16 protein-coding genes are annotated in these 21,212 nt (G+C 37.3%); 4 read left to right on the forward strand and 12 right to left on the reverse strand.

Annotated elements, in window-relative coordinates:
- Positions 1–9 precede the first annotated feature (9 nt).
- The gene (locus tag LS41612_RS15335) at positions 10–642 is read right to left on the reverse strand and encodes a transmembrane-type terpene cyclase (RefSeq protein ID WP_024364226.1); all 633 of its coding nucleotides are present in this window, start codon (positions 640–642) and stop codon (positions 10–12) included.
- 206 nt (positions 643–848) lie between these two features.
- On the opposite strand from LS41612_RS15335, the gene pgeF reads away from it, so the two are divergent.
- Positions 849–1,613 carry a peptidoglycan editing factor PgeF gene (pgeF, locus tag LS41612_RS15340; protein WP_024364227.1) on the forward strand — a complete coding sequence of 255 codons (765 nt, stop codon included), beginning with the start codon at positions 849–851 and terminating at the stop codon, positions 1,611–1,613.
- Positions 1,614–1,981: 368 nt separating this feature from the next.
- On the opposite strand, the gene LS41612_RS15345 is transcribed toward pgeF, so the two are convergent.
- The 5 genes from LS41612_RS15345 to LS41612_RS15365 form a co-directional block, all read right to left on the reverse strand.
- Positions 1,982–2,857: a hypothetical protein gene (locus tag LS41612_RS15345; RefSeq protein WP_024364228.1), complete on the reverse strand. Its 876-nt coding sequence runs from the start codon at positions 2,855–2,857 to the stop codon at positions 1,982–1,984.
- 326 nt (positions 2,858–3,183) lie between these two features.
- Positions 3,184–4,296, reverse strand: a complete 1,113-nt coding sequence (locus tag LS41612_RS15350) for a Ger(x)C family spore germination protein (protein ID WP_024364229.1) — start codon at positions 4,294–4,296, stop codon at positions 3,184–3,186.
- Positions 4,293–5,384: a GerAB/ArcD/ProY family transporter gene (locus LS41612_RS15355; RefSeq protein ID WP_024364230.1), complete on the reverse strand. Its 1,092-nt coding sequence runs from the start codon at positions 5,382–5,384 to the stop codon at positions 4,293–4,295. Before LS41612_RS15355 ends, LS41612_RS15350 begins: the two co-directional genes overlap by 4 nt.
- 30 nt (positions 5,385–5,414) lie before the next feature.
- Positions 5,415–6,809 (reverse strand): spore germination protein, encoded by a 1,395-nt coding sequence (locus LS41612_RS15360; RefSeq protein ID WP_024364231.1) that lies wholly within the window; start codon positions 6,807–6,809, stop codon positions 5,415–5,417.
- Between the two features lie 168 nt (positions 6,810–6,977).
- Positions 6,978–8,351, reverse strand: a complete 1,374-nt coding sequence (locus LS41612_RS15365) for an amino acid permease (RefSeq protein ID WP_024364232.1) — start codon at positions 8,349–8,351, stop codon at positions 6,978–6,980.
- A 521-nt stretch (positions 8,352–8,872) separates the two neighbouring features.
- Between LS41612_RS15365 and bcaP the strand changes: the two genes are divergently transcribed.
- A complete protein-coding gene (gene bcaP / locus LS41612_RS15370) occupies positions 8,873–10,258 on the forward strand; it encodes a branched-chain amino acid transporter BcaP (RefSeq protein ID WP_024364233.1) in 1,386 nt (461 codons plus the stop codon).
- A 116-nt stretch (positions 10,259–10,374) separates the two neighbouring features.
- Here the strand turns inward: bcaP and LS41612_RS15375 are convergent, their stop codons facing one another.
- The 6 genes from LS41612_RS15375 to LS41612_RS15400 form a co-directional block, all read right to left on the reverse strand.
- On the reverse strand, positions 10,375–10,584 hold the full coding sequence (locus LS41612_RS15375) for a hypothetical protein (RefSeq protein ID WP_024364234.1): 210 nt from the start codon (positions 10,582–10,584) through the stop codon (positions 10,375–10,377).
- A 20-nt stretch (positions 10,585–10,604) separates the two neighbouring features.
- Positions 10,605–12,125 (reverse strand): NCS1 family transporter, encoded by a 1,521-nt coding sequence (locus tag LS41612_RS15380; protein ID WP_024364235.1) that lies wholly within the window; start codon positions 12,123–12,125, stop codon positions 10,605–10,607.
- Positions 12,126–12,391: 266 nt separating this feature from the next.
- On the reverse strand, positions 12,392–13,654 hold the full coding sequence (gene preA / locus LS41612_RS15385; RefSeq protein WP_024364236.1) for an NAD-dependent dihydropyrimidine dehydrogenase subunit PreA: 1,263 nt from the start codon (positions 13,652–13,654) through the stop codon (positions 12,392–12,394).
- A 13-nt stretch (positions 13,655–13,667) separates the two neighbouring features.
- Positions 13,668–15,035 (reverse strand): NAD(P)-dependent oxidoreductase, encoded by a 1,368-nt coding sequence (locus LS41612_RS15390; protein WP_080653387.1) that lies wholly within the window; start codon positions 15,033–15,035, stop codon positions 13,668–13,670.
- A 204-nt stretch (positions 15,036–15,239) separates the two neighbouring features.
- A complete protein-coding gene (gene hydA, locus LS41612_RS15395; RefSeq protein WP_024364238.1) occupies positions 15,240–16,640 on the reverse strand; it encodes a dihydropyrimidinase in 1,401 nt (466 codons plus the stop codon).
- 144 nt (positions 16,641–16,784) lie between these two features.
- Positions 16,785–18,029 (reverse strand): Zn-dependent hydrolase, encoded by a 1,245-nt coding sequence (locus tag LS41612_RS15400; RefSeq protein ID WP_024364239.1) that lies wholly within the window; start codon positions 18,027–18,029, stop codon positions 16,785–16,787.
- 139 nt (positions 18,030–18,168) lie between these two features.
- Between LS41612_RS15400 and LS41612_RS15405 the strand changes: the two genes are divergently transcribed.
- Together LS41612_RS15405 and LS41612_RS15410 are read left to right on the forward strand one after the other, a co-directional pair.
- Positions 18,169–19,338 carry a PucR family transcriptional regulator gene (locus LS41612_RS15405; RefSeq protein WP_024364240.1) on the forward strand — a complete coding sequence of 390 codons (1,170 nt, stop codon included), beginning with the start codon at positions 18,169–18,171 and terminating at the stop codon, positions 19,336–19,338.
- A 295-nt stretch (positions 19,339–19,633) separates the two neighbouring features.
- Positions 19,634–21,154: a CoA-acylating methylmalonate-semialdehyde dehydrogenase gene (locus LS41612_RS15410; protein WP_024364241.1), complete on the forward strand. Its 1,521-nt coding sequence runs from the start codon at positions 19,634–19,636 to the stop codon at positions 21,152–21,154.
- Positions 21,155–21,212 lie beyond the last annotated feature (58 nt).

The following is a 21,212-nucleotide window of genomic DNA, read 5'->3' on the forward strand; positions in this document are numbered from 1 at the left end:
CCGCCCACATTAAATTGTTTGAGTGACTGGCACTATATTCAGAATTGTTTGGGTGACTGGCACTAAACAGTCATACATAAAGGTTGCCATAGAGATAATTGTAATAAGTGGGATGCTACTATAGAAATAGAATGCGACGGCTGCAAATAATGTCCCAATCATTTTGCACACTGCAATAGACATAGATTGACCTGCCAGACTCCCCCTTGCAAAAAACAAGCCGATAAATAACCCTGACATCATTAAGTTTTGTATAAACGCAGCATATATCCCTTGCATATCATGAAGTTCATGCGAGAGTGCCAAAATAACTAAAAAGCTTGTTGCCAATGTAAAAAGGAAAGATGTATAAAAAAGTGTGGTAGACATAGTATTTTTAAATTCTTTGCGCCCATATATTAAATACTGCCACATAATTACAAGGTCAAGGACAAACCAACTAAACGTAATGATTCTTTGAAAATCATTGTGTGGATATATAAACGTAAAGATAAACTCCCATGAAATATTGGCACAAATTGCAACCATTGGCATACCATATTGCTCATCCTGAAAACCACGTTTTATAATAAATATGTATGTCACTATCCAAAACAGACCCATGCCTATTTGACAAATTAAGAGAAAGTAGTCTTGATTCATAAACACACTCCTTTTTACTTGAATGTTGGTAATGTAACCTCTACTTTGCTACTGTATGATAAGGTATGAATCTATTATGTCTGTTTAAAGAAAGTCCGTTTTTTATAAGTAAACACAGTGAGGTCAAATAGCCTGTAACACCAGATACATATTGCATAAGCTATACATTGGCAATCTAATCCGATATAGTTAAACGGGGTGATGATATGAAAACTAAATTTTATTACAACAATAAGCAATTCATAGCAGGAACTACCTTAAAGGACGATTTGGAACTTGAACAAAATAATATGGCACTACATGTCTGCACAAGTACTGAGGATGTGTTAAGCAATCGAAAGAAATTAGCAGCTTCGTTGCAATGTGATATCAATGATTTTATATGTACTCAACAAACACACAGTGCTAATTTTTATCGTGCAACTGTAGCAGATAAAGGTTTAGGCGCGCTGAGGCAAGATACAGCCATTGCCAATACCGATGCACTCTATACATTTGACCAAGATGTAATGCTTTGTACTTTTACTGCTGATTGTGTACCTGTTATTTTTTATAATGAACGTAGTGGTGTCATCGGTGTCATTCATTCTGGCTGGCAAGGAACAGTCAAGGAAGTGACATTGAAACTTTTCCGTCATTTAATAGAACAAGAGCACTGTAATCCACAGGATTTCCATGTTCAAATTGGCATGGCACTTAGCCAGCAAAAATTTGAGGTTGATGGTGATGTCTATGAACAATTTAATCGTCTAGGCTATGCCGATAATTTTATGTATTTCAATGCTGACACAAACAAGTATCACATTGATAATCAGCAAACTGTGAAAAAGCAATGTGAAATTGCCGGCATTCCGTCACAACAAATTACGATTGATCAAACATGTACGTATCTTAGTGAAGAAGGTTTCTCCTACCGCCAAGACAAAACATGTGGCCGACATGTAAGCTTTATTATGCGAAAATCATTCTAAAAAAAAGGCAATTTATCACTTTTTCAAATGATAAATTGCCTTTTTTATAGCTTTCAAGTCCAGTAGTGTTAATAGCGGGACTTTCTTCAATTGAGTTTTCGGCAAATGATAAATACTTGTGTCTTGCTTATCCTCTTTGAAAACACAAGTCAAAATAATCTTCGCTTTGGAAATCAAATTATCTCATCTTTTGTTCCTTCCAAAATATAAAATGTATAAAGTAAAAGTCGCAAATAAGAATAAAATAATGGTTGTCGCTCTAGGAAAATAACCATTTTGGACTTGATTAAAAATTTCTATTAATGAAAAAGATAATACGCCAAATATGATAAGTGTTACTAAAATAAAATGTATCGCTTTTTTATTTTTCATGAAACCCGTACATTGGAAAAATCATCGTATTTTCCAAATCTCCAATTCCGTTCTGGTCCAGGGATTTTTTTATAGGCGTCTAACGTTTTATTAGTAAGAATTAAATATTCAACAGATGCAACTATTACAGAAATGCCTGGTATGCTTTTTAAATATTTTCTCAAAAAATTTGTGACATTAGCAACTGTAGGCTTTTTAATTGATTTAAATGCCTGATCTAGTAATCCTACTAATAATAAATCCTTTAAAATACTTGTTTCAAAGTTTCTTATCTTATCAACATTTCTTGTAAATTGATCAAAGTACTTATTGTATGTGTTAACTGTTTTTTCATTGGATAGTTCTCTTGCTTTTCCCCCTCCATTACTATGTTTAGAATATGAATAATTAAACCCACTCGCTCTTGCTGTCACCCATTCACCTGGTGCACTTGACGTATATACTGTTTTATCATTCTTAATTTCGTTCACAGGCGAAACATGCACAGATGTTTTTGAATACATCTGTTTACTTAATAAATTTTTCTGGCTTACAAAACTATCATCTTTATTCATATCAATAATTGTTATGAAATTTTCGACAAGTTCTTTAGCTACATTATTTATTTTATATTTATTAGTAGTTACAGCTTCATTTTCAATTTGCTCCTCATATAAAAAAAGGGCCCCATTTTCTAATGTTTTATACGCTACTTCTTTATCCGTAAATTTAATAATTTCCAATATAACAAAACTATCATCTTCCAATTCTTCTGAAAGAGGTATAGCAAATGACTTAGCTGGTACAAAAGTTAATGTAACTGTAGTGATTAATACAACTGTAGTTATGTAAATTATTGAGTTTCTAGTAAAAAAGTAAAATGTTTTTTTCATAGTATCATTTTCCTTCCCTTTCTTAGAAAATATTCAATAAATAACTTTTTGAATAATCAGTTTTTTATTTATAAAATAATATACACTCTTTAGTTTTTCAACAATTTTGTATGTTTTTCTTCAATTCTTTTCAAACCCTTTAAACAGCAATTTACTGTATTTATAAATCAACCACATTAAAACTGGCTATGGGTTAAAAAATAAAGGCAATTTATCACTTTTTCAAATGATAAATTGCCTTTTAATAACTTTCAAGTCCAGTTGTGTTGATGATAGCTGTGAACATATATACCTGTCAATAGTGGCACTTTCTTTACTGAATTAGTTTATTTTAATGTCCCTGTACTAATGATGGATGTTTTCACCTGTACATCAATTGCTACTTTACTAATAATCTCCCGCTTTTTTTCAGTTGTCCATTTTCCGCGATGGTACATTCGGAAATATTCACTAAGACCACTTGGATCTACTTGCCATTCATTGAGTTTATCTAAAAACTTTTTAATATCTTGCTCCAACTCTTTATTCACGTCTTTTTCTAAATCCGCTAAACTTTCTATGGTAAATAAATCATTTTCTCGTGCACCTTTATATTCACTTAATGTTCCTTTGATTGTTAGTGCTATCGTGAGTTTAGGTGAATGCATATTTTTATTACTCTCAATATGCACATCATTTTCCACTAAATCAATCAATAACTTTTCTTTGCCATGTCCTTGCTCCATTTTAATATCTAATGGCGCAAGATTTTTTCTTCCTTGGATTGCCTGAATAATGAGTGCCTCATTCGGCGTGATCAATTCAATCATCTGGTTACCTTTAAATACAGCAATCCCTTTTATTTCGATTTTATCACTATTTTTATCAATAAACGGTATAGTAGGATCAAATACCGGATTCGAAATGGTATACATAAAATCATGGATGTTCGTATTAGGATTAAATGCTGTATTAATGCTAGGTTGCAATAAATCGTTTAAATAGAAATTAATATTCGGTTTATCGGGATAATTATATTTCAGCATTTCCTCTCCTTTTTCCTTCACAATGGCGATAAGTACTTTATTACCAACTTCGGCATTTCGGTATAAATGCTGAAGCACTTTTCGAATATTGCCTTGACGTGCGAACTCTTCATTAAACAACACAACGCGTAACTGATTAAAAACAATTTTTTTGTCTGAAAGTTTTTCTATCTCCACAATGCCATTTGAAACAAGTTCCGTAGTCACAGAAAAAGTTTGCGTACTACGTTGCGCTTCAGGTGAATATTGAGGAATGGCGACGGTTAATTTCATACTATCCTTATCAATATAATCAAATGCGATAATGCCCACCATTCCGACATCTTCAAGCGGAACTTTTACTTCTTTTTCCGTACAGGCGGCTAAAACGAATAGTTGGATACAAAGAGTTACATAAAGAAGTTTTCTGCTCATACTTGCACCTGCTTCTTTTTTCGAAGTACATAAACCATCATTAATAATACTGGCCAAAGAATTAACATATAGCCAACATAATTGGCACTTGTAAATAATTTATCTTGAAATTCTCTGGAAGATGGCATTTTTACAACAAAGAAAATAATCGCAACTAAGATGTACAAATAAACATTACTTTTTTTAGATACTAAAGTCTCTACCCCTTTTTTTGCACACCATAAATAGGCGGCCACGGTCGATAAAATTAAAAAAACCCATAATGTAATGCCAAAAATATCAATTCTCTCAATAAACGAAAACTCTCCAGCTTTAAACAAGTTTAGTACTGAAAATTCCACATATTCTAGCTGCCATTCAGAATAATACATAACACTAATCGCTGTCGTAATAAAACAAAGTAAGATACTAATCCAAATGCCAATTAACGAATGACGGAATGCTTTTTTTTGATCGACAATGTAGGGAAAATAAAACATGACTAATTCATAACCTAGAACGGATAAATACCCTCTTTTTAATGCCTCATAAAAGTCATTTACACTAAAAAAATTAAATAGAGGTAAAAAGTGACTCATATCGCCCTTTTCAAATGCCCAATGTGTAAAATATAGAAAACCTATCGTTAGAAAAAAGGTCATGATACAAAAACGGGCAATTGATTTAATGCCTCCACTGACAATATAAATAAGCAATAATAAAAAACAAAAAACAGGCCCCGTAATAGTTTGCTCTTGAAGAGCAGTACTTTGAATTAGATGCATATAATTACTAATAATGCCTGCAATAAAAACGAGAAATTGAATAACGAAAAAAAGATTGATACATTTCCCTAACCATTTACCTAGTAGAATTTCATTGATACGAAATAGGTTGTCATTTGGAAATTTAGAATTAATCCAAATCATTGGGTACAGTGTAACACTTGCAATCACACCAAAAATCAATGGCATCAATGCTTGGCTATAGCCTAAAGAACTAAGTTGCTGAGGCAGGGAGAGAATACCAGTACCAATCATGACGCTTTGTGCTAAAAACACAACATGATATGCATTTAATAACTTTTTCTTGCTCTTACCTGTACTCAACTAAAACCACCTCAAATGCTACAAAAGCTGTTATTTTTTTTGTGCTCTAGAAATACCCTTCTTGGTTTTTAAATATTTTGTTGGAAATCGAATAATACTATCGAATAAATCACTGGCATTACGAGGAACAACCGGTGACATATACGGTGTTCCTAATGAATTTAATCGTAATAAATGAGCAAATAGCCATGCAAATGCTAGCATTAATCCGTATAACCCAAACAGACCAGCAGACAAAATAAAAATATAACGAATAAATCTACTTGTATTACTCAATAAGAAGATCGGTGGTAGAAATGACAGTAAGGCAGATGTCGCAACCAATACAATTAGAATATTACTAAGCAATCCCGCTTCAACAGCTGCTGTACCAATCACGATACCTCCAACGATACCAATCGTTTGACCGACTTTAGCAGGCATTCGCGAACCTGCTTCACGCAGCACTTCAATAATTAATTCAATAAACAATACTTCTATTAGTGGCGGAAATGGAACTTTACTTCTGGATTCCTGAAGATTTAACAAAAGCTCATAAGGTAATACTTCAGGATGAAATGTTAAAGCAGAGATATACATCGGCGTAATCATAATGGTTAGGAAAAAGCCAAAAAATCGAAGCATTCGTAATAATGAGGCTGTTGTCCAACGGTTATAATAATCTTCAACCGAAACAAACATTTCAAAAAAGGATGTAGGACAAACAATCGCAGCCTGACTATTGTCCATAAAAATCACGATTCTTCCATCAATAAGATACTGACTAACACTATCTGGTCGTACGCTCATATAATGCTGTGGGAAAGGAGATAACGGATTATCTTCAATCAGTTGCTTGAGCTCTGATATATCTGTAAAAAAAGGGAATTGTATTTGATTGATTCGCTCTCGTAGCGTGTCTAAATTTTCTTTATTTACGATATTGTCTATATATAAAATTGAAATTTTAATATTGGTTTCTGTTCCTACAGTGCGTGTTTCATTTTTTAACATTGGATTTTGAATCCGTCTTTTTACTAATGAAATATTGGTCTCTAATGATTCAGTAAAAGCATCTTGTGGTCCAATAACTGTTGACTCTGTTTCCGTATTTGTTATCGAACGTGTAGGGGCACTATAGGTGTCAATCACTCGTAGTTGCGCTGTTTTATGGAAAAACAATAAGGTTTGGCCTGCATCTAATTTTTGCAAAATCAAATCCACATCGTCTAATTCTACTGCATCAGATACTTGAAAAATTTGATTAACATGGTTCGCTAACGGTATGAAAACCATCGATTGTAAAGTCATTTTCTCGATAAGAGAAGAGAAATAGATAATTGTCGCATCCCCTGCATCAGTAACCATCTCTTTTATAACGACATCATCAATTTCTTGAACCTTGTCCTTTATCTGGTCAATTACTTGCTGTTCTCTTTCTTCCATGCCATTTCAACCCCCGTTAAACGCCCGTATGTATCATGAACACAACATATTTCTTTATGTAGCTTATCCCTTTTTTGAATAACTATGTATGGAACATCTCTAAAAAATCTTGATTCTACTATAGAAAAAGGATGTATCTCAAATTAAAGAGATACATCCTTTTTCTATTTATTTAGTACGCTTGCCAGCAGGTCTTTCTTTTCCAATACCAAACACATAATAACTAAGTGTTACAAGTATCAGGAAAGCAATCCCTACAATTAACGAAACACGCGTATCCTCATTAAACCACATACCGATAAGCACCATAACTAAAAACGCGATGGTTGCATAGTTTGTCAAAGGAGCTAAAGGCGTTTTAAATGGGTGATTTTCCATTTGCGCTGCTTTTACTTTTCTAAACCGAATTTGACTAATTAAAATAATAAACCAAGGAATCATCCCAGGAAGTACGCTTGCACTATAAACATAAACAAATAGGTTTTCTGGTGCAATATAACTTAAAATAACACCAATGACTAACCCAACTAATACGCCAGCAGTACCTAAAATCGGAACACCGTTATTTGAAACCTTTGCAAAAAACTTAGGTGCCTGACCATTCATAGCCAGTGTATAAAGCATACGTCCCGCACTGTAAATGCCACTATTACAACCACTCATAGCTGCTGTAATTACAACAAAGTTAATAATACCAGCCGCTGCCGTAATCCCTACCTTAGCAAAAGTAGCAACAAACGGACTACCAATCGTTCCTAACTCATCCCACGGGTAAACCGTTACAATAACAAAGATTGCACCGATATAGAAAATTAAAATGCGCCAAATAATACTTTGGATAGCATTGGTAATTGTTTTTTGCGGATTTTTTGCTTCTCCAGCCGTAATTCCGATAAGCTCTACCCCTTGGTAAGCCGCCACGACTAAAGATAATGCAAAGAAGAAACCTGTCCAACCACCTGTGAAGAAGCCACCATGTGACCACAGATTGGATAAACCGATTGGCATACCGTCATTTCCAAACCCAAAGAAAATAAGGCCAATACCAGCCACAATCATAAGCACAATTGTGACGATCTTAATCATTGCAAACCAAAATTCAAATTCGCCGAATGATTTAACAGAAATAAAGTTTGCTACACCTAGTATAACCATAGCAATTAACCCAGGAATCCATGCTGGTAAATCAGGATACCAATATTGCATATATGTTCCGACTGCTATAATTTCAGACATCCCAACGATCACCCACTGAAACCAGTTGCTCCACGCAGTTAAATAACCTGCCAATGGGTGAATATATTTATAACCGAATGTTGCAAAAGATCCAGTACTTGGCTCTACATAGAGCATCTCACCCATAGCTCGCATGATGAAAAATATAAAAATGCCCGAGATAGCATATGCAAGGAGCACGGATGGCCCAGTCCACTGGATAGCGCTAGCGGAACCCATAAATAGGCCTACACCAATCGTACCACCTAGAGCGATCATTTGAATATGTCGCGCCTCCAGCCCTCTCTTTAATTCTTTGTTTGCCACTTGAATACGCCTCTTTCTATCTTAATATAAGAACGATAAATTACTTTATAAATAATAATAAATTCTTCTCAAAAACACAAATGTATTTTTAGGAAAAACAATATTTTTTAAATTTTAATATAATAAATACACGATTTAATACCCTCTTTGAAAACAGTTTTACCTAGACACTACTAAAGAAGTCAACAATCCATATATATCAAGTTAAAAGAACATAATAAATGTGCTAAAGAAACAAAAATTCTTAAAATTTACCACCTGCTTTTTCCATGTATAACGCACGCTCAATTACTATATTAATAGTGTAATAATATCATTAAACTTTCTTCTCTTTTTAATAGCATTACTATTTCAGAATATTCATAATTATCATTTTCACACTAAAAACCTTCTTTCTTTTCTTTAGATTTTAATATTTCTTAAAATTCGACCAATTTCACTTCGAAATCGTAAAAATAATTGACCTGAATGTCAAAAAAGTATAAGATTTTTACATATTTCTAAGAAAAAGAGGCTTTCATGTGAGAAATTTATTATTTAGAAGAAAAAATATAGCGGATTTATTGAAAAAAGAAGGAACCATTCAGCTCAAACAATCGCTAGGTGCTTTTGACCTGATATTGCTTGGGGTTGGCGCAATTGTTGGCACAGGGATATTTATCTTGCCTGGAACGGTGTCAGCTACCCATGCAGGGCCTGGAATTGTTTTTTCATTTATCATAGCCGCTATTGTTTGTGCATTAGCAGGTATGTGCTATTCTGAGTTTGCTTCAAGCGTACCTGTCACAGGGAGTGCCTATACGTATGGCTACATTGTATTTGGCGAAATCGTTGCTTGGCTAGTTGGCTGGGCACTGTTATTAGAGTATGGATTAGCCGTTGCAGCCGTTGCAACTGGATGGTCATCGTATTTAAGTGCGCTCCTTGCTGGCTTTAATATTTCGCTGCCAACAGCAATCTCAGGATCATTTAACCCTGCCGCTGGTACGTATATCAATTTACCTGCCATCGTTATTATTTTTGCCACAGCCTTTTTCTTAATGCTAGGCATAAAAGAATCCACTCGATTAAATTCCATTATGGTCTTTTTGAAAGTGGGTGTTATTTTACTATTTATTGGCGTTGGCGTATTTTACGTGGAACCATCAAATTGGCAACCGTTTCTACCATTTGGCGTAAGTGGTGTACTAAGTGGCGCTGCTCTTGTATTTTTTGCTTATCTTGGATTTGATGCTGTTTCATCAGCAGCTGAAGAAGTAAAAAATCCCCAACGTAATATGCCAATTGGTATTATTGGCTCCTTATTAATATGTACAGTTCTTTATGTTGTTGTTTCACTTGTATTAACAGGTATGGTGCCCTACACTGATTTAAACGTTAGTGATCCGGTCAGCTATGTTATGCAACTTGTTCATCAAGACTGGATTGCGGGTATTATTTCCCTTGGTGCAGTTGTCGGCATGATGACGGTTATCCTTGTCATGTCCTATGGAGGGACACGCTTGCTATATGCTTTAGGCCGTGATGGTTTACTGCCAAAAAGTATGGCTGAACTGAGTCCTAAGTTTAAGACCCCTGTCAAGAACACTTGGGTATTCGCTATCCTTGTAGCCTTTTGCGCTGGCTTTGTCCCGTTATCGAAGCTTACGGAACTTGTCAATATGGGGACGCTAGTAGCTTTCACAATCGTTTCAATAGGAGTCATTTATTTACGTAAAAACAAAAATATTCCATCAGGTGGTTTTAAAGTACCGTTCTTCCCAGTACTACCGATTCTGTCATTCTTGATGTGCTTATTTTTAATTTCCCAGCTATCTATTCATACATGGATTGCTTGTGGACTTTGGTTTGTATTCGGTTTAATTGTGTACTTTGTATATGGCCGAAAGCATAGCACGATGAACTAAATCGTGCCAGTCACTCAAACAATTTGCAAACAATTTAAAAGCTGTGTGGCCCTTGTGGAAACGCACAAAACGTAAGCCGCAACAATCTGCGTGGTAGCAGAGGTTGCGGCTTATAGCTATTGCAATAAGGTTTGTTCCTGAAGTTTTGCGGCGAAATATTTGCGGGCATCCGCTGTAAGAATTGGCAAATGTACAACTTCTTCCTGCCGTGCAAACTCTACAAACATACCACTTAAGTTTTCATAGACATATTGTATTTTAAAGCCGCTGTCTAAAAAGTCATCAACTTTCTTTATTTCTTCTGTACTTTGTAAAAAATCTGACATGCGCTCACCCCTTCTCTCTACTAATCAGCACCTTTTATTTCTAAAAGTGGTTCCGTTTGATCTACTGCCTCAACGTCATCTGAGCCGACTGCGGGCTGTGGCACCAAATCTTGCCCAAATAGTTCATCTAAGTTATGACCAGCTGTAATCCCTAAATACTTCGCATCACTTGGATCTTCTAATTCAGCTTGAGGATACTTTTTAAACCACCAGTACTTCGCTAATACATAGTAAACCAACGCTCCAACGATAAAACCCACTAGTGATGAATAAGCAGAGAAAATATTTGCAATGACACCGCCGATAACCCAAGCGATTAAGCCAGCTAAATTAAAGCCATTCATATATTTGAATTGACCGTTTAGCTCATACAAATCTTTGACATTGATGCGTCTTTTTCGAATTAAATAATAATCTGCGTATAAAATACCAACAATGGCTGTTAAAATACCACCTATAATTAAGAGCGCGTTGACTAAAACATCAAATAAGCTCCATGGCTGTGCAAGAATTCCTATTACACCCGCAATTACAACGCCAACCCAGAATGGTACTTTTGGGCCGCCAATATTAGAGAAAATAGTAGCTGCTGGAATCACATTAGCAGACGTATTCGTTGACCATTGCGCTAAAACAATCATTAATAATAAAATTCCAAGTATCAAGCCACTTGCACTTTGCTGTAATGCATTGATTGGATCTGCAGATGCTACCGCCATATAACAAACCGCGCCAATTGTAACGATAAATGTATTCGTGATGGGCATAACAATTAAAGAACCAACCAACTGGGTTTTGTTCCGTTTAAACCAGTTGCGCTCATTTTTAGGTGCTTTAAAGAAGCGAGACAATGATGGCATATCAGCGGCTAACGTAGCCCAGAATCCCATATTTGCCATGATAACAATCATAAATGCTGTAAAAGCCGCTACACCCGTAGTTGGCGTCTCAACCCAAGTCCAGACATCTTTGCCTTGTGTTGTGGCCGCATCTGCTAATGTTATATACATCCAGCAGGAAATTAAAATAATAATGGGCGCCGCTAAATCTGCAAAACGCTCAATTGATTTAATGCCTAACGAAGTATTAAATAATTGTAGAGCAGCAAAGACTAGAAAACATAGAAACCAATTATTAAAACCAAAAAGTAAATTAAGAATGCCATTAATAGCCATGGCGCCGAAATAGGTGTTTATACCGAACCAACAGGCTGCTGTTACGCCTCGCACTAACGATGGAATGTGCGTTCCAAAAGTACCGAATGGAGCACGCATATATACAGGAAAAGATAAGCCATGCTCAATCCCGATATCACCAATTAATGTCATAAATACACCGATTAAACAAGAGCCAATCAATGTCGCTAAAATAACCATTGGCAAAGGTAAACTCATAATAGCAGAACCACCAATTGCAAATGCGGCTAGTACAATAGCCATGCCTATCCAAATGACTGCAAAACCGAATGTTCCAATATTTCTTTGTTGATGTGTCACTGGAAGTAAATCAGGGGATTTCAAATAATTCCCGTCATGTTCCATACATTTCGCTCCTTTTTGAATAGATTATGCATCGGCACAAGGAATCCGAATATCATTCGTACCATGTACTGACAGCATGCATTTATCCAGACATCGAATCATTATCCCCTGAAATCTAGCATTTTGTACCAGTTAGCTCTTACATGGGGAAAATGCTCTACTGAATAAACGAGATTTCCGTGACAACTCCATGAGGCTTTCCTTCCTTTTCGAAATCATTCGTAAGGAAGGTGGAAAAACAGTTAATCATTACACAGATGAACCTTTTATTTAGATAGACTATTCATTAACAATTGGCGCTCATTCCAAGTCATTGGCGCAATAGCGGATTGTCTTTCGACCATAGAAATTGCTCCATCAACCGGACAGACAATCGAACATAAATTACAACCAACGCAATCTTCTTCACGAACCTTTAGCATAGGTTTTCCATTTTCCGTATACAAATCGATACATTGATGGGACGTATCTTCACAAGCAATATGACACTTATTACAGTTAATACATACATCATTATTGATGTCCGCAACAATTTTATAGTTTAAATCTAGATTGCCCCAGTCCGAATATCGAGGCACCGAGCGACCAACTAAGTCCTTTACCGAGGCAATTCCCTTATCATCTAAATAATTATTTAGTCCATCAATCATATCTTCGACAATACTAAATCCGTGGTGCATAGCTGCTGTACAAACTTGCACACCAGTTGCACCCATCAACATAAACTCTGCTGCATCTTGCCAATTGGAAATACCACCTATACCCGATATCGGAACCTGAATGTGAGGATTACGAGCACACTCTGCTACCATATTGAGTGCTATTGGCTTCACAGCTGGACCACAATAGCCGCCATGCGCCCCTTTACCTGCAACATGAGGTATTGTATTCCATGTATTTAAATCAACACCTGCCAAGCTGTTGATTGTATTAATCATACTAATAGCGTCTGCTCCACCTCTTGTCGCCGCTTCTGCTGTTACTGTTATATCCGTTATATTTGGCGTTAGTTTCACAATAACTGGCGTACGTGCTACTTCCTTCACCCAATACGTTTGCTTTTCCACCAATTCAGGTACTTGACCAGAGGCGGAGCCCATTCCTCGTTCTGCCATGCCATGTGGACAACCAAAGTTAAGCTCAAGACCATCTACCCCCACATCTTCTACGCGTTTGACAATTTCATGCCACTTTTCTTGCTTTGGTTCTACCATAAGGGAAGCAATAATGGCGTGATGAGGAAACCTTTTTTTCGTTTCATAAATCTCTTTTAAATTTACCTCCAACGGGCGATCGGTTATTAATTCAATGTTATTAAAACCTGCCACACGTTGCCCGTTATAACTAACCGCTGCAAAACGTGAAGAAACATTCAAAATCGGTTCACCCAATGTTTTCCAAACTGCCCCACCCCACCCAGCTTCAAATGCACGCTGCACTTGATAGCCTGAGTTCGTAGGTGGTGCGGATGCGAGCCAAAATGGATTGGGTGATTTTATCCCCGCTAAATCTATTCGTAAATCTGCCATGTCACTACCCCCCTTATGCAATCTCGCTTGGTTTTCTTAATCGTTCATGAATCTTATAAGCAGCATCTTTTCCTTGTTGAACCGCTGTTACAACCATTGCCTCTCCTTGTCCGTTGCCAAAAACAACATCCCCACATGCAAACACTTTTTTATTCGATGTTTGCATCGTCGTTTCATCAATATCAACAACGCCATTTGTATGCTGTAAGCCAAACGCTTCAATTAATGACACAAAACGCGTTTGACCAATTGCTTTAATAACTGCATCCACCTTTAAAATAAAATTGGATCCTGCAACCTCTTCTGGTCTTTGACGACCATCTGCTCCTGCTTCACCGAGCTTCATGTGAACGCATTCAATGCCAATCACTTCACCTGCATCATTGCCGATGATTTTTTTCGGCGCTGTTAACCATTGAAACTCCACGCCATCTTGCTTGGCAAATTCAAATTCAAATTTGTATGCGGTCATTTCTTTTTGCGTTCTTCTATAAAGTATTTTCACATTATCCGCACCTAATCGCATGGCACAAGTAGCACCATCAATTGCGGTATTCCCAGCACCGATAACTGCAACACGTTTCCCTACTAAATCAGTTGGAAGCGCTCCCACTTTTGTTTGTTTTACAAATTCAATGGCATCATGCACGCCTAACAGACCTTCTCCTTCAATGCCCAGATGTGGCACAGCCCCCATACCAACTGCTAAAATGACACTGTCATATTGTGCTAATATTTCTTCTGCAGAAATGTCGCTACCTACTGTCGTATTTGTTTGAATGTTCACACCGAGTTTGGCAATTTGCTCGACTTCCCAATCTGCTACCTCATTTGGTAAGCGGAACGACACGATACCATAGCTTCCTAAACCACCTGCTTTCGCTTCAGCCTCATAGATTGTGACACTATAACCAAACCGACTAAGCTCACGCGCCGCCGAAAGACCAGCTGGACCCGCCCCAATAATGGCTACTTTCAGTCCATTGCTTTCGCCTTTCTTAAATAGCTGTGCACCTGTCTCCATCGCCCAATCTGTCGCATAACGCTGTAGTTCTCCGATTCTAATTGGCTTTGTTGAGGAATTTAACACACATGCCCCTTCACAGAGCTCTTCTGTTGGACAAACTCTTGCACAACTTGCACCAATTGGGTTTGCTTCTAATATAGTAGTGGCAGAACCCTTCATATTCCCTGATGCAATTTTTTTTATGAAATTTGGGATTTGAATGCTTGTTGGACAAGCTTTAATACAGGGTGCATCATAACAATAAAGGCAACGATTTGCTTCTTCCATTGCCTCATTTTTTGTCATTCGACTTGTTAACTCAACAAAATTACGCTGAAGTAGCTTGGTCATTGCATGCTCTTGCATCGGAACCATTTCCACATCCCCCTCATGTGTTCTTGTTGAACTTGCCATTGTTTAATAGCCGATTGTTTTGTTCTCCAGTCAAAACAATCGGCCATGTATTACCTATTGCTAATTACACCTTTGCATGATTGTTTAAATCCTGCTTGAAAGGTGGTGCTACATTGACTGTGTGACAACAGTGTTGAAGCCACACGAAATATTTGCAAAAACAAGTTAGATTTTTATCGTTTCCGCAGTCGTTTTCAGTTGGCGTTTGATATAGCGACCACTGCCTAGTACACCAACAAATTCTTTCTCTTTAATAACATATTCCCCACGGACAAGCACAGTGACCGGTTCACCCGTCACTTCCCAACCTTCATATGGGTTGTAGTCCACATTCATATGGTGGGTTTTTGCTGAAATTTCGCGTTTTACATTAGGATCAAAAATCACGATATCTGCGTCAGAACCTATAGCAATTGTCCCTTTTTGTGGAAACAGACCAAAAACTTTTGCAGCATTTGTAGCAATCATATCGACAAATTCATTGACTGTTATTTTCCCTTTGGCAACCCCTTCTGAATATAAAATACTAAAGCGATCTTCAATAAACGGTCCACCGTTCGGAATTTTAGAAAAATCATTTAGCCCTAATTGCTTTTTGCCGTTAAAACTAAACGAGCATTGATCGGAACCAATTGTTTGTAATTGCTTCGCTTTTAAGGCATTCCATAAATGCTCCTGATGGTATTTCGGACGAAGTGGCGGTGACCATACGTATTTCGCCCCTTCAAAGCCTGGTTGTGCTAAAGCAGACTGGTCTAATGTTAAATAAGGTGGACATGTTTCGCCATAGACGTTATAGCCTTTTTCACGTGCTGCAATAATTTCATCCACCGCTTCTTTACAAGTAACATGGACAACATAAAGCGTTGCACCTGCGATATGGGCTAGTTCAATCGCACGTTTTGTGGCTTCTCCCTCTAATTGTGCTGGACGCGTAAGTGCATGATAAATCGGCTCTTTATGTCCCGCACGTCTTGCCTCTTCGACAAGCTCATCGATAACTGAGCCATTTTCACAGTGCACCATAACAATAGCACCAACATCTTTTGCAATTTTGAACGCTTTAAAAAGCGTGCGATCTGTCGCTTGGAATTCTTTTGCATAGGCCATAAAAACCTTTACAGAGGTAATTCCTTCTTGCTCTAGTAACACAGGTAATTCCGCTTCTGTCTGTGGTGTTAAATCCCCAATCATTAAATGGAATCCATAATCAATTGCAGATTTCCCTTTTGCTTTTTCATGCCATTTTTCAACAGCAGTAGAAAGTTTCTCTTCACCTGCTGTTAAACAAAAGTCTAAAATCGTTGTGGTGCCGCCAAACGCAGCCGCTATCGTACCCGATTTCCAATCATCGTCTGTTACTGTATTATTAAAAGGCATATCTAAATGGGTATGCGGATCAATTCCTCCTGGCATTACGTATTTATCAGTAGCATCAATGATTTCCGCACCTGCAACAGATAAATTTTTACCTATCTGTACAATGATTCCGTTCTCAATAAGAATATCTGCTTCGTAGACATCTGAAGCAGTTGCGATTCGTCCACCTTGAATGATTTTTTTCATACTATCCTACCTTTCGTGGTCGATATTCAAGTAAACTATTTTCACTTTCGTCTTTTAACTTGATTCATTGCAGCATCACTTTGGCAGCTTTTTAGCTAGTAATAGAGACGTAACAATCATGATAAATTTCAAATTCTATTAAAACTAATGTAAACTGTACGTTTGCCCCATACTGTATTTTGTTTGCATCGTTAATACCGTTTCGAGGAGAATATCTGCTCCCTTTGCGCAATCTTCAAATGATGTGTCTTCCTCCTCGCAATGACTCTTTCCATTAATACTTGGTACGAAAATCATTGCTGAAGGTATCATCGTCGCTATATATTGCGCATCATGCCCTGCTCCACTAAACATTCGATGAGCGGTATAGCCAAATCGTTGGCAAGCTGTTTCGATTTCATCACAAATTTGTCGATCAAATAATACTGTGTCTCTTCCCCATAGTTTCACAGGTTCTATACGACAACCTGTGTCTTCTGTAGGCAAGTTTTTCAATACTTCCTCGACCTTTTGCATAATAGCAGGATTTTGATGCCGTGAATCAATTGTAAACGTCACTTTATTTGGTATAACGGTATGAATATTAGGTAAAACATGCATCCGCCCAAAGGTATATACTAGTTGCTCATCAATCTTGCCAAGCTGTTCATGTAAAAATACCATTGTTTTTGCGGCAACAATCATCGGGTCTTGGCGCATTGCCATCGGTGTTGTTCCTGCATGATTGGATTGGCCAGTAAAGGTAATTTCATAACAAACCATTCCTAGTACCCCTTCAACAACACCTATTTCCATTTGCTTTGCTTCTAAAACGGGCCCTTGTTCGATATGGAGTTCAATATAAGCAAGGGCTTCCTTTAAGCGATGTTGTTGCTCACCCTCATAACCACTTGCTTGTAGTGCAGCTTGAAAAGTCATGCCATTGTTATCGACCGACTGTAGCATTTGGGCTTTTTCAAATTTTGCAGCAATGACGCCTGAGCTCATCATCGCCGGATCAAAGCGAGCCCCTTCTTCATTCGTAAAATTCACAATCATTAATGGCACATCTAACTCTATGTCATTGTCCTTTAATGTTCGAATCGCTTCTAAGGCTGTTAACACACCTAAAACACCATCAAATTTCCCACCCTTTTCAACTGAATCTAAATGAGAGCCCATAACAATTGGCGGAACTTCTTTTTTGCCTGGTAGTATCGCATAGATGTTGGCCATATCATCTACTTTGATTTCCATCCCTAATTCTTCACAACACTTACAAAAATAATTTCTAGCTAAAATATCTTCTTTCGAAAGAGATAAACGCGTGACACCACCGTTTAAAGTAGCTCCAAACTGACTAAATTGTTCAATCGAATCTTGCAATCGTCTACTATTACATTTATACATATGCAAGTCCTCTCTTTCACAGTAGTTACTAAACATTCTAAAATAGATAAATTTTAAGAGATATGGATATAACACTAAAAAAATATGTGCATCTGCACATGATATATGGTAAGTTATGTTCATAATAAGGGGGGAAACGATGGGAACGATTCGCAAAATTGTGGAGGGAGTTCAATTCCCTATGCTTACATTAGTAGCTGGACATAGTGGTGTACATCGAAGAGTTACAGGTATTAACGTAGTAGAGAGCATTGATTTAATTATGTTTTGTCGGCCAAATGAATTGGTCGTCACGACTGGTATTAACTTATCACAGCAGGAAGATTCCTTAGAACAACTCGTTAAGTTAGCTTATAGCAAAAAAGTAGCAGGATTTATTATCAATATCGGCCCTTATATTCCTGCCATTCCTGAATCTATCATCGCTTTTGCTAACGAGCATGATTTCCCTGTTTTTCAAATGCCTTGGCATTGCCGCGTAGCTGATTTATTAAAAACTACTTTTCAATTTATAGCTAACCATCATCAAGAACATTCCATTGAAGAAAAGGTACTTTACAATTTACTTTTTCACTCCAAAAAACAGATGGATACGAGGAAAGTACAACTGGCGCAACTTGGATTCCCACAAGGTAGAGAACTTGCTATTATCACTTGCACAACAATAGGTGTACAATCTAGCATTGACCGCTATGAAGTGATAATCCAATTTGCTTTTCAACATCGTTATAAACGCTTTTTAAAACTAAAACATAAAAATCACCTCATTTTTTTAATTGACCGAGCGCAAATTAATACACCGAACATCCCCTTCTCAAAAGTAGTTGAAGAAATCTATGAAAAAATCAAACAAAAAAATGGCTTTCTCGATATCATTATTGGCAAAGGAAACTATCAAAAAGAACATGAAAATATTCGTAAAAGCTATGAAGAATCGTTAACCGTTATCCAATTAGCACAGCTTCATAACAATCGTTTTTTGTACAAATATAAAGATATCGGTGCCTACCAAATTATTATGGCCGTACAAAACCAACCATTAATGCAATCCTTTAGCCATGATATTTTAGGTCAATTACAACGATACGATGAACTGCACAATACGGATTATATAGCCTTTTTGCGCATATTTCTCGAGGAAAATGGGAGTACAAGTAAAATTAGCGAACGGCAATTTATTCACCGTAATACTGTGCTATATAAAATTAAAAAAATAGAATCACTGTTAGATATGGATTTAACAAATCCATTTACCAAAACCAATCTCTACTTAGCATTTTTAATTGAAGATGTCTTAACACATCAATAATGAATGAGATACTAAGTTTATACACCTCGTTTTATATATCAGAATTTTCGATTAATAGATAACCCTTCTAAATTATTTTTCCTATTCATATAAAGTATTATTGACGTAGCCTTTAAACGTCATAGATTACCCCCACCTGTTGGTATAAGGGAAGTTGCGACAATAGGGTACTAGAAAGTTAAACAGATAAAGCATAACAAAACTACTTATTCGTCGTATCGTTTTGACAATGAATAGAGTAAGAATACCTTATGTAATGTTTTTAGTGCATATAAACGAAGGAGGAATAATGAGGATGGTAACGAATACGGACGTAAAAGAATTAGGGCATTTTATTAATGGCACCTTAGTGGCGGGTCAAAGCGGGCGCTTTTCAAATGTCTATAACCCGAGTACAGGAGCTGTCATTGCCCATGTCCCACTTGCTACAAAGGAGGAGGTTCAACAGGCAATCGCTACTGCTCAAAATGCCTTTCCAGCTTGGCGCGCACTTTCAGTTGGCAAACGGGCGGAGATTGTACTGAAGTTTCGACAATTACTAACAGCACGTATGGACGAATTAATTGACATGATTTGTACTGAAAGTGGCAAAACCATTGAGGATGCTAAGGGTGAAATTACCCGCGGTTTAGAGTCAGTGGATTTGGCAATTAATGCTCCTCATTTAGTTAAAGGGGAATATTCGGTCAATGTAGGCGGAAATATTAATGCCTATTCTACAAAAGCGCCCCTTGGCGTTGTGGCGGCAATTTCTCCTTTTAACTTCCCAGTGATGGTGCCACTTGCCATTACAAGCATGGCAATTGCAGTAGGAAATGCCGTTATTTTAAAACCGTCAGAACGTGTTCCTTGCTCTGCCCTCTTGCTTTCAGAGCTGTGGAAGGAAGCTGGCTTGCCTGATGGGATTTGGACGGTCATCAATGGTGATAAAGAGACGGTAACCGAATTATTAGAAAATCCTTCTGTTGAAGCGATTTCTTTTGTCGGATCAACACCAGTTGCTGAATATATTTACGCAACAGGCTCAAAATATGGAAAACGAGTAACAGCATTAGGTGGTGGTAAAAACAATATGGTGGTCATGCCTGATGCCGATTTGGAACAAGCTGCAAATGCCTTTTTAGGGGCGGCATATGGGGCGGCTTCTCAACGTTGTATGGCGATTTCAACAATTATTCCAGTCGGTGATACAACGGCTAACAAGCTTGTTAAAATATTAGCCGATAAAATTGCCAATTTAAAAGTAGGCCCTTACACGGATCCAGAAGTAGATTTTGGTCCTGTTATTACACAACAATCGAAGGACTCCATCATCGGCTTTATCGATCGCAGTCTTCAAGAAGGTGCTACAATCGTGTGCGATGGTCGCCAACCCGATATCTCAAAAAACTCTAAAGGATTTTACTTAGGGCCAACTCTATTGGATAACGTCAAGCCAGGGATGGAAATTTACGAACAGGAAGTATTTGGACCTGCACGAAATGTCGTACGTGTACAAACATTGGAAGAGGCGATAAGCTTAATTAATAACCATGAGTTAGGAAATGGCGTCACGATTTTTACAAATAATGGGGCTGCTGCGCGTAAATTCACTTCTGAAATAGAAGTTGGGATGGTAGGCGTTAACGTACCTATTCCAATTCCCGTTGGCTACCATAATTTTGGTGGCTGGAAACGTTCAAAATTTGGCGAAGGTCATATGTTTGGGCCAGACCAAGTACGCTTCTTTACAAAGGCTAAAACAATTTCCGAAAAATGGTTTGAGGATACGAACGAGTCTGCATCCTCTTTTGCCTTCCCAAGTAATAACGACTAATAGGAGGAGCCGTTTCATTTTTTGAGGCGGCTTCTTGTTATTAAAAAACTGACGCACC

Source organism: Lysinibacillus sphaericus (assembly GCF_002982115.1).
Lineage (GTDB): Bacteria > Bacillota > Bacilli > Bacillales_A > Planococcaceae > Lysinibacillus > Lysinibacillus sphaericus.